General features: G+C 66.5%; 21 protein-coding genes. 6 read left to right on the top strand and 15 right to left on the bottom strand.

The genetic code is table 11. The features are described from left to right. Window positions 1-53: 53 nt before the first annotated feature. From thiL to GGQ89_RS02065, 6 genes are all read right to left on the bottom strand, one after another. Window positions 54-959, bottom strand: a complete 906-nt coding sequence (thiL, locus tag GGQ89_RS02040; protein ID WP_184103667.1) for a thiamine-phosphate kinase — start codon at window positions 957-959, stop codon at window positions 54-56. Between the two features lie 15 nt (window positions 960-974). Next, window positions 975-1430, bottom strand: a complete 456-nt coding sequence (nusB, locus tag GGQ89_RS02045) for a transcription antitermination factor NusB (RefSeq protein ID WP_042490521.1) — start codon at window positions 1428-1430, stop codon at window positions 975-977. A 158-nt stretch (window positions 1431-1588) separates the two neighbouring features. Further along, window positions 1589-2005, bottom strand: a complete 417-nt coding sequence (gene aac(6'), locus GGQ89_RS02050) for an aminoglycoside 6'-N-acetyltransferase (protein WP_184103670.1) — start codon at window positions 2003-2005, stop codon at window positions 1589-1591. After that, window positions 2002-3297, bottom strand: a complete 1296-nt coding sequence (hisD, locus tag GGQ89_RS02055) for a histidinol dehydrogenase (protein ID WP_184103673.1) — start codon at window positions 3295-3297, stop codon at window positions 2002-2004. The genes aac(6') and hisD overlap by 4 nt, the downstream gene beginning before the upstream one ends. Beyond that, window positions 3294-3956: an ATP phosphoribosyltransferase gene (hisG, locus tag GGQ89_RS02060; protein ID WP_058743947.1), complete on the bottom strand. Its 663-nt coding sequence runs from the start codon at window positions 3954-3956 to the stop codon at window positions 3294-3296. Before hisG ends, hisD begins: the two co-directional genes overlap by 4 nt. Before the next feature lie 182 nt (window positions 3957-4138). After that, window positions 4139-4852: a murein L,D-transpeptidase catalytic domain family protein gene (locus GGQ89_RS02065; RefSeq protein ID WP_076714979.1), complete on the bottom strand. Its 714-nt coding sequence runs from the start codon at window positions 4850-4852 to the stop codon at window positions 4139-4141. Window positions 4853-5049: 197 nt separating this feature from the next. Between GGQ89_RS02065 and GGQ89_RS02070 the strand changes: the two genes are divergently transcribed. Then, window positions 5050-5652 carry a L,D-transpeptidase family protein gene (locus GGQ89_RS02070; protein WP_184103676.1) on the top strand — a complete coding sequence of 201 codons (603 nt, stop codon included), beginning with the start codon at window positions 5050-5052 and terminating at the stop codon, window positions 5650-5652. Window positions 5653-5752: 100 nt separating this feature from the next. Here the strand turns inward: GGQ89_RS02070 and GGQ89_RS02075 are convergent, their stop codons facing one another. Together GGQ89_RS02075 and ykgO are read right to left on the bottom strand one after the other, a co-directional pair. After that, window positions 5753-6412 (bottom strand): HAD family hydrolase, encoded by a 660-nt coding sequence (locus GGQ89_RS02075; RefSeq protein ID WP_184103678.1) that lies wholly within the window; start codon window positions 6410-6412, stop codon window positions 5753-5755. A gap of 9 nt (window positions 6413-6421) precedes the next feature. Beyond that, the gene (ykgO, locus tag GGQ89_RS02080) at window positions 6422-6547 is read right to left on the bottom strand and encodes a type B 50S ribosomal protein L36 (RefSeq protein ID WP_003046794.1); all 126 of its coding nucleotides are present in this window, start codon (window positions 6545-6547) and stop codon (window positions 6422-6424) included. A 184-nt stretch (window positions 6548-6731) separates the two neighbouring features. On the opposite strand from ykgO, the gene GGQ89_RS02085 reads away from it, so the two are divergent. Beyond that, entirely contained in the window at window positions 6732-7349 is a 618-nt protein-coding gene (locus GGQ89_RS02085) for a DUF4136 domain-containing protein (RefSeq protein ID WP_184103680.1), read from the top strand. A gap of 4 nt (window positions 7350-7353) precedes the next feature. Then, the gene (locus GGQ89_RS02090) at window positions 7354-8460 is read left to right on the top strand and encodes a M14 family metallopeptidase (protein WP_184103683.1); all 1107 of its coding nucleotides are present in this window, start codon (window positions 7354-7356) and stop codon (window positions 8458-8460) included. Window positions 8461-8605: 145 nt separating this feature from the next. Here the strand turns inward: GGQ89_RS02090 and pgmG are convergent, their stop codons facing one another. From pgmG to GGQ89_RS02105, 3 genes are read right to left on the bottom strand one after another with little or no spacing between them, the layout of a single operon-like run. Next, window positions 8606-9994: a phosphoglucomutase/phosphomannomutase PgmG gene (gene pgmG / locus GGQ89_RS02095; protein ID WP_338112390.1), complete on the bottom strand. Its 1389-nt coding sequence runs from the start codon at window positions 9992-9994 to the stop codon at window positions 8606-8608. Next, window positions 9984-10253 carry a J domain-containing protein gene (locus tag GGQ89_RS02100; protein WP_056430611.1) on the bottom strand — a complete coding sequence of 90 codons (270 nt, stop codon included), beginning with the start codon at window positions 10251-10253 and terminating at the stop codon, window positions 9984-9986. The genes pgmG and GGQ89_RS02100 overlap by 11 nt, the downstream gene beginning before the upstream one ends. A gap of 10 nt (window positions 10254-10263) precedes the next feature. Continuing rightward, window positions 10264-11079, bottom strand: a complete 816-nt coding sequence (locus GGQ89_RS02105; RefSeq protein ID WP_184103685.1) for a division plane positioning ATPase MipZ — start codon at window positions 11077-11079, stop codon at window positions 10264-10266. A 75-nt stretch (window positions 11080-11154) separates the two neighbouring features. Between GGQ89_RS02105 and panC the strand changes: the two genes are divergently transcribed. From panC to GGQ89_RS02120, 3 genes are all read left to right on the top strand, one after another. Then, window positions 11155-12000 (top strand): pantoate--beta-alanine ligase, encoded by an 846-nt coding sequence (gene panC, locus GGQ89_RS02110; RefSeq protein WP_184103688.1) that lies wholly within the window; start codon window positions 11155-11157, stop codon window positions 11998-12000. A 75-nt stretch (window positions 12001-12075) separates the two neighbouring features. Continuing rightward, window positions 12076-12381: a hypothetical protein gene (locus tag GGQ89_RS02115; protein WP_056430602.1), complete on the top strand. Its 306-nt coding sequence runs from the start codon at window positions 12076-12078 to the stop codon at window positions 12379-12381. A gap of 56 nt (window positions 12382-12437) precedes the next feature. Further along, window positions 12438-12692: a hypothetical protein gene (locus tag GGQ89_RS02120; protein ID WP_221238811.1), complete on the top strand. Its 255-nt coding sequence runs from the start codon at window positions 12438-12440 to the stop codon at window positions 12690-12692. Between the two features lie 161 nt (window positions 12693-12853). Here the strand turns inward: GGQ89_RS02120 and topA are convergent, their stop codons facing one another. From topA to plsY, 4 genes are all read right to left on the bottom strand, one after another. After that, on the bottom strand, window positions 12854-15457 hold the full coding sequence (gene topA / locus GGQ89_RS02125; RefSeq protein WP_184103694.1) for a type I DNA topoisomerase: 2604 nt from the start codon (window positions 15455-15457) through the stop codon (window positions 12854-12856). 225 nt (window positions 15458-15682) lie between these two features. Beyond that, the gene (locus tag GGQ89_RS02130) at window positions 15683-16186 is read right to left on the bottom strand and encodes a GNAT family N-acetyltransferase (protein ID WP_184103697.1); all 504 of its coding nucleotides are present in this window, start codon (window positions 16184-16186) and stop codon (window positions 15683-15685) included. After that, window positions 16183-17262, bottom strand: coding sequence for a DNA-processing protein DprA (gene dprA, locus GGQ89_RS02135; RefSeq protein ID WP_184103700.1), 1080 nt, complete (start codon window positions 17260-17262; stop codon window positions 16183-16185). The genes GGQ89_RS02130 and dprA overlap by 4 nt, the downstream gene beginning before the upstream one ends. Beyond that, window positions 17255-17860 carry a glycerol-3-phosphate 1-O-acyltransferase PlsY gene (plsY, locus tag GGQ89_RS02140; RefSeq protein ID WP_184103703.1) on the bottom strand — a complete coding sequence of 202 codons (606 nt, stop codon included), beginning with the start codon at window positions 17858-17860 and terminating at the stop codon, window positions 17255-17257. The genes dprA and plsY overlap by 8 nt, the downstream gene beginning before the upstream one ends. Window positions 17861-17960 lie beyond the last annotated feature (100 nt).

The following is a 17960-nucleotide window of genomic DNA, read 5'->3' on the forward strand; positions in this document are numbered from 1 at the left end:
CCAGGAGCCGAACCAATCCAGATTAACAGCGTAACGGAGGGAGGAAAGGGGATTCAGCGTTCGGGGCGGTGCTCATAGCCCCAACGGGGCGGCAGCGGGATCGGCTTTCCCGAGTCGGTCAGGGTCAGGCCATGGCCGGGCGCGAAACTGCCGACGCGCGTGGCGGCGACTGGCGGTGTGATCCCGGCGGGCAGGGCGAAGAGCAGTTCGTAATCGTCCCCGGCGGTCGCGGCGGCCAGTCGTGCTGCCCGGTCCGTGCCGCCGAACGCCCGCGCCTCTTCGGACAGCGGGACCGTATCGAGCGCGACCGTCACCGCCAGCCCGCTGGCCCGGGCCATTCGGCCCGCGTCGATCAGCAGGCCGTCCGACACGTCCATCATCGCATGGACGACGGGGCCGAGCGCACGGCCCTCGGTCAGGCGGGGATAGGGGCGGCGATAGGCGTCGCGCAGCGCGATCGGCCCATGGCCCGCCTGCGCGATCACCAGCCCCAGACCGGCATCGCCGATCGTGCCCGTGACCCACAGCGCGTCCCCCGCCTTGGCGCCATCGCGGGCGGGGGCGGCGGCATCGCGACCGAAGGCGGTGAGCGTCAGGCTGCGCGGTCCCCGCAACGTCACGGTATCGCCGCCGATCAACCGCGCGTCGAAATGGTTCAGGACCGCCGCCAGACCATCCAGAAAGGCGCGGTCCCAGGCGGAATCATCCAGCGGATAGTTGAGCAGCACCCCCTCGACCAGCGCCCCCTTGGCGGCCAGGTCGGACAGGTTGGTGGCGACCAGCTTCCACGCGATATCGGCGGGCGGGTCGTGGGGCAGGAAATGCACGCCTTCGACCAGCGTGTCGGTGGTGACGACCAACGGCGCGGCGGTCAGCACCGCACTGTCGTCGATCAGTCCGCGCGCACCGGGATGCAGCGGCATCCGGCGCAACGCGGCAATGAAGTCCGCCTCGTTCATCGGGGCGGTCGGGCGTTACGCCCGCGCGACCTTGGCGATCGCGTCGAGCAGGCCGTTGACGAAGCCCGATTCGCGCTTTTCGTAGAAGGCGTGAGCGACATCGACATATTCGCTGATGACCGCGCCGACCGGCACGTCATGGCGTGCGATCAGTTCATAGGTCCCGGCGCGCAGGATCGCCTTCATCGGCTTGTCGAGACGGTTGAGTGTCCAGCCCTTGGCCAGCTTGCCCTCGATCATCACGTCAATCTCGCCCAGGCGCGCCTGCACGCCCTTCACGACATCGTCGAAGAAATCGATATCGGCATCGGCATATTCGACATCCTCGATGGTCGCGCCGATGCGGTGATTGTGGAATTCGTGGAGCAAAGCCGCCAGCGGGGTCTGTTCCATGTCATGCTGATAAAGCGCCTGAACGGCGGCAAGGCGCGCGGCGGCGCGCGCCTGGGTACGGGCTGGAGGACGAGTCATTGGCGGGCCTTTACCGGGCTGTCGTCAATCCGTCACGTGTTTTGGGTGAGGGGGCATGGACGAGGCCTTCGACTTCGCTCAGGCTGAACGGGGCGAGGGCAATTATTTCAACAGCCGTTCAGCCTGAGCGAAGTCGAAGGCCAAGGGCTGAAGGTCAATCACAATTCCCGGCGGAAATACACCACCCGCTCGGTTTCCATGAACCCCAGTGCCCGGTGCAGCGCATGGCTGTCGACATTGTCGATCTCGGCATCGGAGGCGAATTCCGTACACCCTCGCGCCCGGCCCCAGTTCGCCACCGCCGCGACCAGCGCCCCGGCAACGCCCTGTCGGCGATGGTCGGGATCGACGAACAGCCCTTCCAGGAACAGCACCGGCGAGGTGTCGCAGCCATTGACGTAATCATGCCGGACCGCCGCCTCGGCAAAACCGATCACCCGGCCATCCTCCAGCGCGACGAAATTCCCGTCGCCTTCTGACAGGTCCGCCGGATCACCCGCTTCCTCTCCCCAGAGCGCCGCCCGCAACGCCAGCCATCCTTCCCGATGCTCCGGCGCGGCGGGCGCGACGATCATCGGTTGAGCCGCAACCGCAGCGCCACCGACTTGGCGTGCGCAGGCAACCCCTCGGCATGGGCCAGCGCCACCGTCGCGGGGCCGAGTTCGTTCAGCGCCGTCTCGGTCAGGCCCAGGAAGCTCGTCCGCTTCATGAAGTCGAGCACCGACAGCCCGCTGGCGAAACGCGCGCGGCGGCCCGTGGGCAGGACGTGATTCGGCCCGGCCACATAATCGCCGATGGCTTCCGGCGTATGGCGGCCCAGGAAGACCGAGCCTGCGTGACGCAGCCCGTCGAACAGCGCTTGCGGATCGTCCACCGCGAGTTCGAGATGCTCGGGCGCCAGTCGGTCGACCAGCGGTATGGCCGCCTCCAGCGAATCGACGACGATGATCGCGCCGTTCGCGTCCCAGGCGGTCCGTGCGACGCTGGCGGTCGCCAGTTCGGGGATCTGCCGGTCGACGGCTTCGGCGACACGGGTCGCGAAGTCGGCGTCATCGGTGAACAGGATCGACTGGGTGACGGTGTCATGCTCGGCCTGGCTCAGCAGGTCGGCGGCGATCCAGTCGGGGTCGTTCCGGCCGTCCGCCACCACGACGATCTCGGACGGGCCCGCCACCATGTCGATGCCGACCATGCCATAGACCTGGCGCTTGGCCTCCGCGACCCAGGCATTGCCGGGGCCGGTGACGACATCGACCCGCTGGATGCGCCCGGCGCCATAGGCCAGCGCGCCCACCGCCTGTGCGCCGCCGACGCGCCACACCTCGTCCACGCCCGCCAGATGCGCGGCGGCGAGGACCAGATGGTTGATCTCGCCCTTGGGCGTCGGGGTGACCATCACCAGCCGCTCGACACCGGCCACCTTGGCCGGGATCGCGTTCATCAGCAGCGAGGAGGGATAGGCCGCGCGTCCGCCGGGGACATAGATTCCCGCCGCATCCACCGCCGTCCAGCGCGCGCCCAGCCGCACGCCCTGTGCATCGACATAGTCGGTGTCGGTCGGCTTCTGCTTTTCGTGATAGGCCCGGATGCGCGCGGCGGCGAGGTCGAGTGCGGCGCACAGTTCGGGCTCCAGCGCCTCATAGGCCGCACGGCAATCGGCGGGCTCGATCCGCCAGCCGGTCTCGGCCAGGTCATGGCCGTCGAACTGCCTGGTGAAGGCTGCCACCGCCGCCTCGCCATCGTCGCGAACCGCGCGCAGGATCACCTGCACATCGCGCGCGACATCGGCATCGCTTTCGCGCCGGGCATCGACCAGTTCGTCGAACGCGGCGGCGAAGCCCGGTTCCTGCGTATCGAGACGGATCATGCCGCTTCCTTCTCGGCCACGGCGCGGCGGAACGCCTCGACCAGCGGCACGACTTGCGCCCGCGTCTTCATCGCGGCACGGTTGACGACCAGGCGCGAGGTAACCTCCTCGATCACCTCCACCTCTACCAGCCCGTTTTCCTTCAGCGTACGGCCCGAGGACACCAGGTCGACGATGCGCGGCGCCAGGCCCAAAGTCGGGGCCAGCTCCATCGCGCCGTTCAGCTTGACGCACTCCGCCTGTACCCCACGCGCGGCGAAGTGGCGGCTGGTGATATGCGGATATTTGGTCGCGACGCGGACATGGCTCCACCCGCGCGGATCATCGCTCTCCGCCATCGCGGCGGGCTCGGCGACCGAGATGCGGCAATGGCCGATCTTCAGGTCGACCGGCGCGTAAAGCTCGGAATAGCCGAATTCGGACAGTACGTCCGATCCGACGATGCCCAGCTGCGCCGCGCCATGCGCAACGAAGGTGGCGACGTCGAAGGCGCGGACGCGGATCAGCTCGATGCCGGGGACATCGGTGGCGAAGCGCAGCGCGCGGCTGTCCTTGTCGGTGAAGGCCGGTTCGGGCCGGATGCCAGCGGCGGCGAGCAACGGCAACGCCTCGGCCAGGATGCGTCCCTTGGGGACGGCGATGATCAGCGGTTGGGCCATGAGGATCGGGGGCTTAACCCCCGCCACCCAGGATCGCAATTCTTATCCTCCCCGGTACGGGGAGGGGGACCATCCGCAGGATGGTGGAGGGGGCATGCCGCGAGGGACGTCCCGCGTGGCGATCCCCCCTCCGTCAGGCCTGCGGCCTGCCACCTCCCCGTGCCGGGGAGGATTTGAGATCGTTACACCTTGGCGGCGTAGATCATCCGGCCGGGGCCGAGATTGGCGAACACGCGGTCTAGGTCGTTCTCGCCAACCGCGAAGCAGCCTTGGCTGCGGCCCAGCATCCCGTGGCTGCGGATCATGTCGCGATTGGCGTACCAGGCCGAGTGGATCACGATCGCACGGCCCAGCGCATTGTCGTTGGTGGGGTCCAGCCCGACCAGACGCTGCGACCGGCCATGTTTGCCGACATAATAATTGTCGGTCAGGAAGGCGCCCTCGCTGCTGGCGTTCGAATTGAACGCGTTGGAGAAGCGCTGGACATAGCCGCTGTGCGACGGGTCCGACCCGCTGCCGTGCGAGACGAGCAGCGAAGTGCTCTTGCCGCTGATCAGGTCGACCAAATGGAGGCGCGGTTCGGACGAGCCGACCGCGAAATCGACGATCGCCATCCGGTCGCGCTGCCGCACCTGCGAACCGTGTTTCTGTAGCGAGGCCATCGCCTGACGCAGCAGCGCCGGACGAACGACCCGCGACGAGGCCAGGATCGCCTGCGGCACTGCCGGAACGGTCGGACGGCTCGGGATCGGAGGCTGGCGCACCGGGCGAAGATCGCCCGCCGTCAGCCGTCCCCGGGCACTCACCGCCCCCGGAACCGCCAATGCCCCGGCGAGCACCAGCGCGTTCTTCAACAGCGCGCGCCGACCCGGCGCCGCGTCCAGATTATCGTGCATTTTGGTCCTTCAACCCCAGAATTCCCGCAAGACCTATGTAGCAAAGGTCAGGCCATTTTTCTGCCCATCGGCCCATCGGTTGATCGCTTGGTTCCATCGATTCAGCGAAAGTTCCGTCGCATCGCAAAAATTTTCGCTTGGCACCAATTGTCGCTTGACGGGTTTAATATTTTGTGAACTCGCCAAGGAAAAGGGATATGAAGGCTCTCGCTTTTGCCGCCCTGCTGGGTGCTACGACGCTGGGTTTCGCCGCACCGGCTCTGGCCGAGGACGGGCCGGGGACCGCCACGGTGGCACAGGCCGCCGCCGCTCTTGCCCCCAATCGATTCGTCTGGGCCGATCCGCAGATGACGGCGGTCGATCCGATCGCACAGCCGGTGACGGTGGTGGTCAGCATTCCGATGCAGCGTGCCTATGTCTATCGGGGCGACACGATGGTCGCGGCGGCTGCGGTGTCGACCGGCAAGGACGGCAAGGATACGCCCGTCGGCGTCTTCCCGATCCTTCAGAAGCGCGAGATGCATCGCAGCAACCTGTATAATGCGGCTCCCATGCCGTTCATGCAGCGCCTGACCTGGGATGGTGTCGCGCTTCATGCGGGCAACAATCCCGGTTTCCCCGACTCGCATGGCTGCATCCGGCTGCCTGCGGCCTTTGCGAAGAAGCTGTTTTCGATCACCTCGGTGGGGACGACCGTGATCGTCACCGATCAGATGGTGGGGGATCATTTCGATCCGGCACTGTTGCAGACGGAGGCCAGCCAGGCGAACGAGGCACAATTGGCGTCGTTGTCGCGGTGAGGTTCGAGCGTGGCCTTCGACTACGCTCAGGCTGAATGGGACTTGGTATTAAAGGCCGTTCACGCTGAGCGAAGTCGAAGCGCACGGGCCAACTGTGCGGCTAGGTCACCAATCCCAATGCCCGAAGCTGCGGCCGAAGCGTCGCTTCGTCGGTGAAGTGCAGCGCGTGAATGCCTAACGCCGCCGCCGCATCGATATTCGCACGATTGTCGTCGATAAATACCGCCTGCCCCGGCTCCAGCCCGAATCGGGCGAGCGCGAGGCGATAGATGGCGGGATCGGGCTTCACCAGTTTTTCGTCGCCCGAAACCACGATGTCGCGGAAGCGATCGAACAGCACCGATTCGCGTGCACGGAAGGGCGGCCAAAATTCATGGCTGAAGTTCGTGATCGCGAACAAGGGCACACCCGCCGCATCCAGTTCGGCGACGAGTTCATGCATTCCGGCGATCGGATCGCCGATGCTGTCGCTGAAGCGCGGGCCCCAGGCGGCGATCAATTCCCGATGCTGCGGGTACAGCACGATCAGCTCCGCCGAGGTGTCGGCGAAGTCGCGGCCCGCATCATGCTGGAAATGCCACTCGGTGGTGACGACATCGCGCACAAATGCATCGAGCGCCCGATCGTCTGCGATCAGGCGCCGATACAGGATCCGGGGATCCCAGTCGTAAAGCACACGACCGACGTCGAAGATGACGGCGGTCGGCCGATCGGCGCGCGTCACGGACTGTTCGTCCGTCACGTTCGATTCGATCGGCATCAGGGCTGATTAGCCCTGGCGCGCCTTGAAACGACGGTTGGTCTTGTTGATGACATAGGTGCGGCCGCGACGGCGGATCACGCGGTTGTCCCGGTGACGATCCTTGAGCGACTTCAGGGAATTGCGGATCTTCATGATCGATTCGCTTCTTTTGAACTGGAGGGTGATCTGGAAAGCGTCGCCGCCTAGTGGCAACCGGCGCTTAAGTCAAGGTTCCGGCATGACGGATGGGTCATGATCGCCGCGCCCTCTTCCGCCGCCGGATCATCCCTCATATGTCATGCGTTGCCCATCCGTAACATCTCAAGGTCTTCGACGCATGAAAGCCCGCTCGCTCCTGATCCTCGCGGCTGCCGCCGGAACGCTGGTCGCCTGTTCCACCACGGGCGGGCGCCTGCCGCCGACCGAGGTAATCCGCTATCACCTGGGGCAGCCGATCGCGCGCGGCACCATCCGGGTCGAGCCGCTGTCGGCCACCGGCCCGGCCAGCATCGAGTTCAAGACCTATGCCGCTGCGGTCGAAACCGCGCTGCTGCGCAACGGCTATTCGCTGGCGCAGGGCGATGCGCAGCCCGACTTCATCGCGACCGTGAACTTCACCCGCGCCAACCGGCTGGGCCCGCCGCGTCCCTCGCCCTTCTCGATCGGTCTGGGCGGCGGCAGCTTCTCGGGCGGTCGTGGCGGCGGCGTGGGGCTGGGCGGGGGGCTGAGCTTCCCGATCGGCAAGAGCCAGCCGCAGGAGATCATCGGCACCGAATTGTCGGTCCAGATCAAGCGCCGCGTGGACCAGTCGCCTATCTGGGAAGGCAGCGCGCGCAACATCGCGCCGGTTCAGGCCCTCGCCAAGCTGGACGCGCAGGCGCAGGCCGCCAAGCTCGCCGATGCGCTGTTCACCAAATTCCCCGGCGAATCGGGCCGCACGATCGAGGTGAAGTAAGGCGATGACCCTGACCATCAACGCGTCCTTCGACGGCGGCAATATCCGCGTGGTGGCGATCGAGGGCGACCGGGTCGACCTGGAGATCGTCAAGGACAAGGATTCCGACTTTTACCAGTGGTTCTATTTCCGGGTCGGCGGCGCGAAGGGACGGACGCTGACCTTCCGCATCCTGAACGGGGCGGATTCGGCCTTTCCCGATGGCTGGCCGAATTATCAGGTCCGTGCCTCGACCGACCGGCAGGAATGGCGGATGACGCCGACCCGCTATGCGGGCGGCGTGCTGGAATGGCAGTGGACAGGCGAGTTGGACGTCGCGTGGTTCGCCTATTTCGAGCCCTATACGATGGAACGTCACCACGATCTGATCGCGCGAATCGCCGCGAAGGGTGTTCATCACGAAGAGATCGGCCAGAGCCTGGACGGCCAGCCGATCGACTATTTCCGCCTCGGCTCCGGCCCGAAGCAGGTGTGGCTCTATGCCCGCCAGCATCCGGGCGAATCGATGGCCGAATGGTGGATGGAGGGCGCGCTCGACTGGCTGACCGGCCCGGCGGCCGAGTCGCTGCTGGCGGCGGCGACGGTCCATGTCGTGCCCAACATGAACCCCGATGGCACGCGACGCGGGCATCTGCGCACCAATGCGGCGGGTGTGAACCTCAACCGCGAATGGCACGACCCGACGCCCGAGCGCAGCCCCGAAGTGCTGTGCGTGCGCAATCGCATGGACCAGACCGGCGTCGATTTCGCGATCGACGCGCATGGCGACGAGGCGATTCCGGCCAACTTCATCGCCGGGTTCGAGGGCATCCCGAGCTGGACCGAGGAACATGGCGCCAAATTCTATGAATTCGGCCGCCGCTTGGCTGCGCATACGCCCGATTTCCAGACCCAGATGGGCTATGAGAAGTCGAGCGCGGGCAATGCCAACCTCGCCATGTCGACCAACCAGCTCGCCGAGCGATTCGGTGCGGTGTCGGTGACGCTGGAAATGCCGTTCAAGGACCATGCCCCGAACCCGGACCGCGTCCATGGCTGGTCCGGCGAGCGTTCGGCCAAGCTGGGCGTGTCTTGCCTGGAGGTGCTGTCGGAGATGATCGGGGATATCTGATCGGGGTTTTGGGGAGCCCTTGCGATAGGGCTCCCCTTGGCCTTCGACTTCGCTCAGGCTGAACGGCGGTTGGGGCAAAAATGTAAACCCCCTCGCTCCGTTCAGCCTGAGCGAAGTCGAAGGCCACGTCCCGAGCCTCGCCAAATTACCGGCGTACCCCCTGCGCCGCCAGATAGCCGTCCAACTCCGCCAAGACCCGCTCCAGTCCGGCTCTATCCCCGGCCTCGGCGCGCACCGTCAGCGCGGCCTGCGTATTGGACGCCCGTAGCAGCCACCAGCCGTCCGCCGTCCGCACCCGGACTCCATCGGTATCGTTGACCTCGGCCCCATCCCGAGCCAGCGCCGCCGCCACCCGGTTCACGATGGCGAACTTGTCCGCCTCGGCCACCGCGATCCGCGTTTCGGGAATATCGACCATCAGGGGCATCGCGCCGCGCAGTTCGGTCATCGAACGACCCGCCAAATGGACGCTGCGGATCAGGCGGATCGCCGCATAATGGGCATCGTCGAATCCATACCATTCGCCCGCGAAGAACATATGCCCCGACATCTCGCCGCCCAGCGGGGCTGCGGTTTCCAGCATCTTGGTCTTCATCAGGCTGTGGCCGGTCTTCCACATGACCGGCCGTCCGCCCAGGCCTTCGATATGGTCGAACAGCGCCTGGCTGGCCTTCACGTCCGCGACGATCGGGGCGCCCGGATGCTCGGTCAGGGCAGGGCCCGCCAGCAGCATCAAAATCTGGTCGCCCCAGATCACCCGTCCCTGTCCGTCGATCGCGCCGATCCGGTCACCATCGCCGTCGAAAGCGAATCCGAAATCGAGGCGTCTGTCCGCCACGAGTCGCTTCAGCGCGTCTAGATTGGCCTCGACCGTCGGATCGGGGTGATGATGCGGGAAATGACCATCCACATCGGTGAACAGCGTATGATGCTCACCCGGCAAGCGCTGGACCAGCTTTTCGATGACGGGGCCCGCCGCGCCGCTGCCGCAATCCCAGCCGATGCGGTATTCACCGCCCGCATAACCGGCCAGCAGCCGGTCGACATAGGCGTCGAGGATATCGACCTGCTCGACGCTCCCCGCACCCTGGGTCCAGTCGCGCGTCGCCGCCATGCGCGCCAGGTCCTGAACGTCCTCGCCGAAAAAGGGGCGATGGCGCAGCACCATCTTGAAGCCGTTGTCGTCGCGGGGATTATGGCTGCCCGTTACCTGTACGGCGCCGTCCACCCCTAAAGTCGCTTCGGCGAAATAGACCATCGGCGTGGGGCCCAGGCCGATCCGTACGACATCGACGCCGCTGTCGGTCAGCCCGTCGACCAGCGCGGCCTCCAACATGGGGGAACTCAGCCGCCCGTCGCGCCCGACGACGACGCGGGTGCCGCCCGCCCGCCGTACCCGTGTGGCGAAGCCGCGCCCGACCGCATAGGCCGCGCCCTCGTCCAGCGTCTCGGGCACGGTGCCGCGCACGTCATATTCGCGGCAGGCGCTCGGGTGGATCGCGGCGATTCGCTCGGTCCCAGGATCAGGCGTCACGGCGCGCCAGCAACAGGTCGCGCGCGGCGTTCACCCGCCGCGTCAGGTCGGCCGAGCCGCCGCGATCGGGATGGACCTGCCCGATCAGGCGACGATGCGCCTGGCGGATCGCCTCGGCATCCGCGCCCGGCGGCAGGTCCAGGATCGCCAGCGCGTCCGCCTCGTCACGCGGCAGCCGGGGCGCGAGTTTCGGCTTGGTCGGGCGTGGCATGTAACGCCACACCAGCCAGATGACCGCCAGCGCGATTAGCCATTTCATGCGGCCCCCATCATGCGGCGGCGTCTGCCTCTTTGGCTCCAGCGTCCGCTCCGCCTTCGGGCAGTTGCAGCGCGGCCATCATCTCGCGCAGTTCCTGACGCGCGGCGACATGGCCCAGGCCCATTGCGCCGAATTCCTTGGCATCGATCATGGTCAGGCCGTTGGGGAACATCTCACGATAGATGACGCGCTCGCCCAAGCCGGGGATCACGCGAAAGCCGACGCGGCGCGACAGGTCGGTCAGCGCATCCGACACGCGGCGCATGTTGCGCGCCTCGATATGCTGCAATCTGTTGCGCAGCACGACCCAGTCGATGGTGGTGCCGTCGGCGCGCGCCCGCTGCTTGCGCGCATCCCAGATCAGCTCCGAATAGAAGCTGGGACGCGTGACCTGGAACGTCTCCGGGTCGACCTGTCCGATCAGGTCGAAGTCGACGAAACTGTCGTTCATCGGCGTGACCAGCGTGTTGGACAGGGCCGCCGCCGTCCGCGCGAAATGATCGTCGCGCCCCGGTGTGTCGACGATCAGGAAATCGGCATCCTGCGACAGACCGAACCAGAGTTCCTCGAACCCTTCCTCGGTCTGGCTGGTATGAGTCGCATGGGCCGGCATGGGCAGCTTGTGCCCGGTGCGCTTGATCGTTTCGGCCCGATTGTCGAGATAGCGGCCCACCGTCCGCTGGCGATGATCCAGATCGAGGCACGCTACGCGTGCGCCCTTGGCGGCCAGCGCGATCGCCACATGAACCGCCGTCGTCGATTTGCCTGTGCCACCTTTTTCATTGGCAAAGACAATCACGTGCGTTGAAGATAGCCGTTCCGGCAACTCGTCGCTTCCTTATTGATCCCCGTTGCCACCCTACATAGAAGCCCTCGGCGTGGGGAACGAGGGGTAAAATCAGTGCAAGTCATTCGGGATCGCGAAGCCTTGGTAGAGGCACTCGCCGCGTTGCGTGCCGAGGGCGCGCGCGTGGCGCTGGTGCCGACCATGGGCGCGCTCCACGCCGGGCATATCGCGCTCGTCGAAGCGGCGAAGCGGCCGGGCACCAAGGTCGTGGCGTCGATCTTCGTGAACCCCAAGCAGTTCGGCGCGGGCGAGGATCTGGGCCGTTATCCCCGGCGCGAACAGTCCGACATCCGCATGCTGACCGAGGCGGGCTGCGACCTGTTGTGGATGCCCGGCGTCGAGGTGATGTATCCCGAGGGCCATGCGACCTCGATCCGCGTCGACGGCGTCAGCGAAGGGCTGGAGGGTGCATCGCGCCCGGGCCATTTCGACGGGGTCGCGACGGTCGTCGCCAAGCTGTTCAACCAGGTCGGCCCCGACGCGGCCTATTTCGGCGAGAAGGATTTCCAGCAGCTGGCGGTGATCCGCCGCATGGTCGCCGACCTCGACTTCCCCATCGACGTGGTCGGCGTGCCGACCCAGCGCGACGATGACGGCCTCGCGCTCTCGTCGCGCAACATCTATCTCGACGAGGAACAGCGAGCCAAGGCGGTTGCGCTGCCGCGCGCGCTGGGTGTCGCGGCCCGGGCCATCGGGCGGGGCGAGGACGCAGCGACCGTTTTGGGCGATGCCCGCGCGACCCTGACCGCCGCCGGGTTCGAAGTGGATTATGTCGAGCTGGTCGACGCGATAACACTTTCACTCGATTGCACCGTAGAGCGCCCGCGCCGTCTGGTGGCCGCTGCCCGTATGGGATCGACCAGACTGATCGATAATATCGCCGTCACCGACCTGTCATGAGTTAACCAATTTGTGACCGTTATGGCCATACACCCAGTGTCGGACGCAGAGGGGGTCCGAACAGAGGGGCAGGATATGGCCAATAGCAGCAAATCCGCACAATTCCTGATGGAAAGCCGGTTCGCCGATCAGGTGGCGACCGACGATGGTGCGACGATGTACGACCTGGGGGTCGCCTATTCGACCGGCTCGGGGGGCAAGCGCCTGGACCTGGTCGAGGCGCACAAATGGTTCAACCTGGCCGCGGTCGCGGGCTTCCTGCCGGCGCAGATCGCCCGCGCCGAAGTGGCGGGCGACATGACCGCGCGCGAGATCGCCGAGGCTCAGCGCCAGGCGCGTGCTTTCCTGTACGGCAACATGCCACAGATGCGCGCGGCCTGACACCACGCTAACGCAGCATGGCCATTGGTGGTCGTGATGACGGGATGTGTGGGATAATGACGGAACAAGGCGTGAGCGATGGCAAGGTGACCGTCAGCTTTTGGCGTCTCGCCGTTCACCTTGTGGTCACGATAGCCGTCAGCCTGTCCGTAACGATCATGCTCGAACGCTATGCTGGCTTGCCGCGCTGGATGGTGGCCAATAGCTCCCGTGGCCGGTCTCTGGCCGGAATCATCGGATTGGCCGTCGCGCTGCTCTTTCGTCGAGGTTTCGCCAAGCTCTTGCCGTTGGTGGAGCAGACGAACTCCTGAGGCGCGACATATATCGGGCGTTGAGACTGCCCTTGATATGTCAACCGCCACCAGGGTTGGTGAAAAGCGCCGGATAGACGCGGCCTGGAACCGGCGGACCGCCGCGCGCTGATCCGCCCGAACGGGGCGGGTCGGGATCAGCTCACGGGATCATATTCGACTCAGGCTTCGCTCGTCTTCTTTGCCGGGGCTTTCTTGGCAGGTGCCTTTTTGGCGGGTGCCTTCTTCTCGGCGGTCTTCTTGTCGGCCGTTGCCTTGGCCTTGGCAGGCGCCTTTTTCGCCGCCGCCTTCTTCGCGGGTTTCTTGCGTGCCGGAGCGGCCGCCGCGCGCGCGTCGATCAGTTGCGCGGCTTCTTCCAGCGTCAGCTGGTCCTTGTCGACCGTCTTGGGGATGGTCGCATTCGTCTCGCCGTCCGTGACGTAAGGGCCGTAGCGCCCTTCCATCAGTTTGATCTCCGCCTCGGTGCGCGGATGCTTGCCGAGCACCTTGAGCGGCTCGCGCGACGCGGTGCCCCGCGCGGCACGTCCGCCGCCCGCCGCCGCTTCGGCCAGCTTGACCACGGCGGCGTTCATGCCCGTCTCGAACACATCGGCGGTGGAGGTAAGGCGCGCATATTTGCCGCTATGCGCCAGATAGGGGCCGTAGCGCCCGATCGACGCGGTGATCGGCTCGCCCGTTTCCGGGTGGTTGCCGATGGTGCGCGGCAGGCTGAGCAGCTTCAATGCCCATTCCAGATCGAGATCGACATCCTTGGGGATGGAAGCGCGCTTGGCGTCCTTGCCTTCGCCCAGCTGGATATAGGGGCCGAACCGCCCCGACTTGCGCTCGACCGGAAGGCCGGTTTCGGGGTCCTGGCCGAGCGTTTCCGGCCCGGTGTCCTCGCCAGCCCCTTCGCCGCCCTGGGCGAATCGGCGGGTATATTTGCACTCCGGATAGTTGGAGCAGGCGATGAACGCGCCGAATCGACCGCCACGCAGCGCCAGTTTGCCTTCGCCGCAATTGGGGCAGAGGCGCGGGTCCGACCCGTCCGCCTTCTCAGGGAACAAATAGGGTGCCAGGAACTGATCCAGTTCGGCGGTAATCGCCGAGGGCTGCTGCTCCATCACTTCCGAAGTGCGTGGCTTGAAATCGCGCCAGAAGGCGTCGAGCACCGCCTGCCACTGGGCACGGCCGCCAGACACGTCGTCCAGCTCCTCTTCCAGCTCGGCGGTATAGTCATAGCCGACATATTTCTCGAAGAAGCGCTCCAGGAACGCCGTCACCAGTCGTCCGCTCTCCTCGGCGAAGAAGCGGTTCTTCTCGACGCGGACATAGGCCCGGTCCTTCAGCGTCTTGATGATCGAGGCATAGGTGGACGGACGCCCGATGCCGAGTTCCTCCATCCGCTTGACCAGCGAGGCTTCGGAGAAGCGCGGCGGCGGCTGGGTGAAGTGCTGCTCGGCCTTCACTTCCTTCTTCGCAGGCGCATCGCCCTCGCGCAGGCGGGGGAGGCGGCGGGCTTCCTCGTCCTGGCTGTCGTCCTGGCCTTCCTCATACAGCGCCAGATAGCCGGGGAAGAGCACGACCTGGCCGGTGGCGCGTAAGGTATGGCGGCCGGTGCCGTCGGCCATGTCGATGGTGGTGCGCTCCATCCGTGCCGACGCCATCTGGCTCGCCAGCGCGCGCTTCCAGATCAGGTCGTAGAGGCGGCCATGATCGCCAGAACCCGCGCGGTCGCGGCTGAAATCGGTAGGGCGGATCGCCTCATGCGCTTCCTGCGCGTTCTTTGCCTTGGACTGGTACATGCGCGGCTTGTCGGGGACGTAAGACCCGTCATAGCGCTCGGCCACGGCCTTGCGCGCCGCCGAGATGGCCGATCCGTCCATCTGGACGCCATCGGTACGCATGTAGGTGATCGCACCGTCCTCATAGAGCTGCTGCGCGATCCGCATGGTATGATCGGCCGAGAAGCCCAGCTTGCGCGCGGCCTCCTGTTGCAGCGTGGAGGTGGTGAAGGGCGGCGGCGGGTTCCGCGTCGCGGGCTTGGTCTCGACCGACTGGACCTGGAAACGGCCCGCCTCGACATCGGCCTTGGCGCGGGTCGCGTCGCCCTCGTTGCCGATCGACAGGCGGTCGAGCTTCTTGCCCTCCCACTGGACGAGGCGCGCGACGAAGGGCGTGCCGTCCTGTTCCATATCGGCCGTCACCGACCAATATTCCTGCGGCCGGAACGCCTCGATCTCGCGCTCGCGCCCGACGATCAGGCGCAGCGCCACCGACTGGACGCGGCCCGCCGACTTGGCGCCGGGCAGCTTGCGCCATAGCACCGGCGACAAAGTGAAGCCGACCAGATAGTCGAGCGCCCGGCGCGCGCGATAGGCGTCGATGAGGTCGGTATCCAGCTCGCGCGGATTCTGCATCGCGTGCAGGATGGCGGGCTTGGTGATCGCGTTGAACGTCACCCGCTCGACCTTGTCGGGCAGCGCCTTGCGGTTCTTCAGAACCTCCTGCACGTGCCAGGAAATCGCCTCGCCCTCGCGATCAGGGTCGGTGGCCAGGATCAGGCGGTCGGCCTTCTTGGCCTCGTCGGCGATCGCCTTCAGTTGGCGCGCCTTGTCCGCGTAATTCTCCCACTCCATCGAAAAATTCTGGTCGGGGTCGACCGAGCCGTCCTTGGGCGGCAGGTCGCGGACGTGACCATAGCTCGCCAGGACGCGGTAGTCCGAACCCAGATATTTCTCGATGGTCTTCGCCTTGGCAGGCGATTCGACGATGACAAGCTGCATGAGTGGTAAAACTACGTCCCTTACGTGTGTACGCGAGGATGGGGAGGGGGCGGGGGGAGGTCAAGCGGGGTTGAGGGCGGGTTCGGCTGGGGTTGGGACGGGGGCTTGTAATGGGGCGTGGCCTTCGACTTCGCTCAGGTTGAACGGAGTTTTGGGAATATAAGGCCGCAGATACTTCCATCCGTTCGGCCATCCGTTCGGCCCGAGCGGAGTCGAAGGCCACGCTCAGACCTCTCGTATGAAGCGCATGGCCTCCCCCCGATAATGCGGTCGGTCGTGCAGGACATAACCCAGCTTCTCCGCCAGCCGGATGGATTGCTGGTTGGCGGGTGAGATCATGCACTGGGTCGCGGGCGGTGCATGATGCTCGTCCATCCAGCGATGCGCGGCGGCCGCCGCCTCATAGGCATAGCCCTTGCCATGGGCGGCGCTGGTGAAGACCCAGGCGGCCTCCGGCATACTGTCCAGCCTGGGCGCGACCTCTCGCCGGAAATCCATGAATCCAGTCTCGCCGATATATTGCCCGGTCGTCCGATCCAGTACGGCGAACATTCCGTGGCCGAACACCGACCAATAGCCGATGAAGCGCAGCAATCGCATCCACGCTTCCTCGCCGGTCATCGGCGCACCGGCGTGGCGGACCACCACCGGATCGGCAACCATCGCGGCATAGTCGTCGTAGTCCGCGACCTCATAGGGGCGCAGGGTCAGGCGTTCGGTCTGAATCATGTCAGCGCCACCCGCCCGCCCGCATGGCGCTCCAGCCGTCCGGCCAGTTCCAGTTCCAGCAGGATCGTCTGGACGATGGCGGAGGGGCGTCCGCTCTGGCGGATGAGTTCGTCGACCGTCACCGCGACCGGGCCGAGCAGATCGCTCACCCGCTGCCGGTCGCCATCGCTCGCCTCTTGCGGCGGCGGCGGCGCGTAGCGACTCTCGGGCGCGCGGACCATGCGGGCGTCGATGGGGCGAATCTGTTCCAGGATATCCCCCGCCGACTGGATCAGCGTCGCGCCCTCGCGGATCAGCATGTTGCAGCCTTGCGCGCGCGGATCGGCGGGGTGGCCGGGCACCGCCATGACCTCGCGCCCCGCCTCACCCGCCAGCCGTGCGGTGATCAGCGAGCCGGAGCGCGGCGCGGCCTCGACCACCACCGTGCCTTGCGCGAGCCCTGCGATGATCCGGTTGCGCGAGGGGAAATGGCGAGCGAGCGGCTGCGTGCCCGGCGGTTGCTCGGCGATCAGCAGGCCGCGCGTGGCGACCTCCTCCTGCAACCGGGCGTTTTCGGGCGGGAAGGCGATGTCGATGCCGCTGGCGATGACGCCGATCGTGCCGCCCTCGAGCGCGCCGATATGCGCCGCCGTATCGATCCCGCGCGCCAGTCCGGAGGTGACGGGCACGCGCTGCGCCGCGAGGTCCTGCGCCAGCCCGCGTGCGAAGCGGCACGATGCGGCCGAGGCGTTGCGCGCACCGACCAGCGCCACGCCGCCGCGCTGCGCCAGGCCCATGTCGCCGCGTATGATCAATGCGGGCGGGGCGGTGTCGAGTTCGGCGAGCAGCGCGGGGTAATCGGGCTCACCCAGCAGGACATGACGCGCGCCGAGCCGTGCGACCGCCTCGATCTCGCGCGCGATCCCCGCCGGGTCGGCGGCCCTGGGTGCTTCTCCGCCGCCGCGCCGGGCAAGATGGGGCAGGGCGTCGAGCGCGGCCTGCGCCTCGCCGAATCGGGCCATCAATTGTCGCCAGGTGACGGGTCCGATGCCATGCGTCCGCAACAGCCGAAGCTGCGCGAACCGGGCGTCAGTCACGCTTCTTGCCGATACGGGGTTCGGTCCCGGCCAGCAGACGCTCGATATTCGAGCCATGCTTCCAGACGACGATCAGCGCGAGTGCGATCAGCAGCAGCACCAGATCGAAGCGGCCCATCACCGCCGCCGCCAGCGGTGCGCTGACCGCCGCCGTCATCCCCGCCACGGCCGAGATACGGATGGTGGCGAGCAGGCCCAGCCAGACGACCGCATAGACGACACCCAGCGGCCAGTAGAGCGCGGTGACGACCCCCATCAACGTCGCGACACCCTTGCCCCCGCGAAACTTCAGCCAGATGGGGTAGCAATGCCCGACGAATGCGGCCGCCGCCGCCAGCACTTCCTCACCGGGCAGCCAGTGTCGGACGAGCAATACGGCGGCCACCCCCTTCAGCATGTCGAGGATCAGCGTCGCGGCGGCGAGTCCCTTGCGGCCGGTGCGCAGCACATTGGTCGCGCCGATATTACCCGACCCGATGCTGCGCAGATCACCCGCCCCAGCGGCGCGGGTCAGGATGATGCCGAACGGAATCGACCCCAGCAGATAGCCGATCAGCAAGGCCCAGGTCGGCGGCCCCCAGATGATTTCGGTCGGCAATAGTCTTCCCCTGTGCTCCGGGACAGACATAGAACATGCGTGCTGGCCTGTCCAATCCGGCGCGGCTCTGGTTTCGGACGCGCACGGCGCTTATGAGGCG

This window comes from Sphingomonas yabuuchiae, assembly GCF_014199595.1.
In the GTDB taxonomy this organism is placed as follows: domain Bacteria; phylum Pseudomonadota; class Alphaproteobacteria; order Sphingomonadales; family Sphingomonadaceae; genus Sphingomonas; species Sphingomonas yabuuchiae.

What these genes read in the sequence shown, in the direction of transcription:
- nusB (WP_042490521.1), bottom strand. Translation starts at nt 1,430, where the DNA reads ATGACTCGTCCTCCAGCCCGTACCCAGGCGCGCGCCGCCGCGCGCCTT.
- GGQ89_RS02130 (WP_184103697.1), bottom strand. Translation starts at nt 16,186, where the DNA reads ATGATTCAGACCGAACGCCTGACCCTGCGCCCCTATGAGGTCGCGGAC.
- GGQ89_RS02090 (WP_184103683.1), top strand. Translation starts at nt 7,354, where the DNA reads ATGACCCTGACCATCAACGCGTCCTTCGACGGCGGCAATATCCGCGTG.
- GGQ89_RS02070 (WP_184103676.1), top strand. Translation starts at nt 5,050, where the DNA reads ATGAAGGCTCTCGCTTTTGCCGCCCTGCTGGGTGCTACGACGCTGGGT.
- GGQ89_RS02085 (WP_184103680.1), top strand. Translation starts at nt 6,732, where the DNA reads ATGAAAGCCCGCTCGCTCCTGATCCTCGCGGCTGCCGCCGGAACGCTG.
- GGQ89_RS02075 (WP_184103678.1), bottom strand. Translation starts at nt 6,412, where the DNA reads ATGCCGATCGAATCGAACGTGACGGACGAACAGTCCGTGACGCGCGCC.
- thiL (WP_184103667.1), bottom strand. Translation starts at nt 959, where the DNA reads ATGAACGAGGCGGACTTCATTGCCGCGTTGCGCCGGATGCCGCTGCAT.
- hisG (WP_058743947.1), bottom strand. Translation starts at nt 3,956, where the DNA reads ATGGCCCAACCGCTGATCATCGCCGTCCCCAAGGGACGCATCCTGGCC.
- GGQ89_RS02115 (WP_056430602.1), top strand. Translation starts at nt 12,076, where the DNA reads ATGGCCAATAGCAGCAAATCCGCACAATTCCTGATGGAAAGCCGGTTC.
- topA (WP_184103694.1), bottom strand. Translation starts at nt 15,457, where the DNA reads ATGCAGCTTGTCATCGTCGAATCGCCTGCCAAGGCGAAGACCATCGAG.
- ykgO (WP_003046794.1), bottom strand. Translation starts at nt 6,547, where the DNA reads ATGAAGATCCGCAATTCCCTGAAGTCGCTCAAGGATCGTCACCGGGAC.
- GGQ89_RS02100 (WP_056430611.1), bottom strand. Translation starts at nt 10,253, where the DNA reads ATGAAATGGCTAATCGCGCTGGCGGTCATCTGGCTGGTGTGGCGTTAC.
- GGQ89_RS02120 (WP_221238811.1), top strand. Translation starts at nt 12,438, where the DNA reads ATGACGGAACAAGGCGTGAGCGATGGCAAGGTGACCGTCAGCTTTTGG.
- hisD (WP_184103673.1), bottom strand. Translation starts at nt 3,297, where the DNA reads ATGATCCGTCTCGATACGCAGGAACCGGGCTTCGCCGCCGCGTTCGAC.
- GGQ89_RS02065 (WP_076714979.1), bottom strand. Translation starts at nt 4,852, where the DNA reads ATGCACGATAATCTGGACGCGGCGCCGGGTCGGCGCGCGCTGTTGAAG.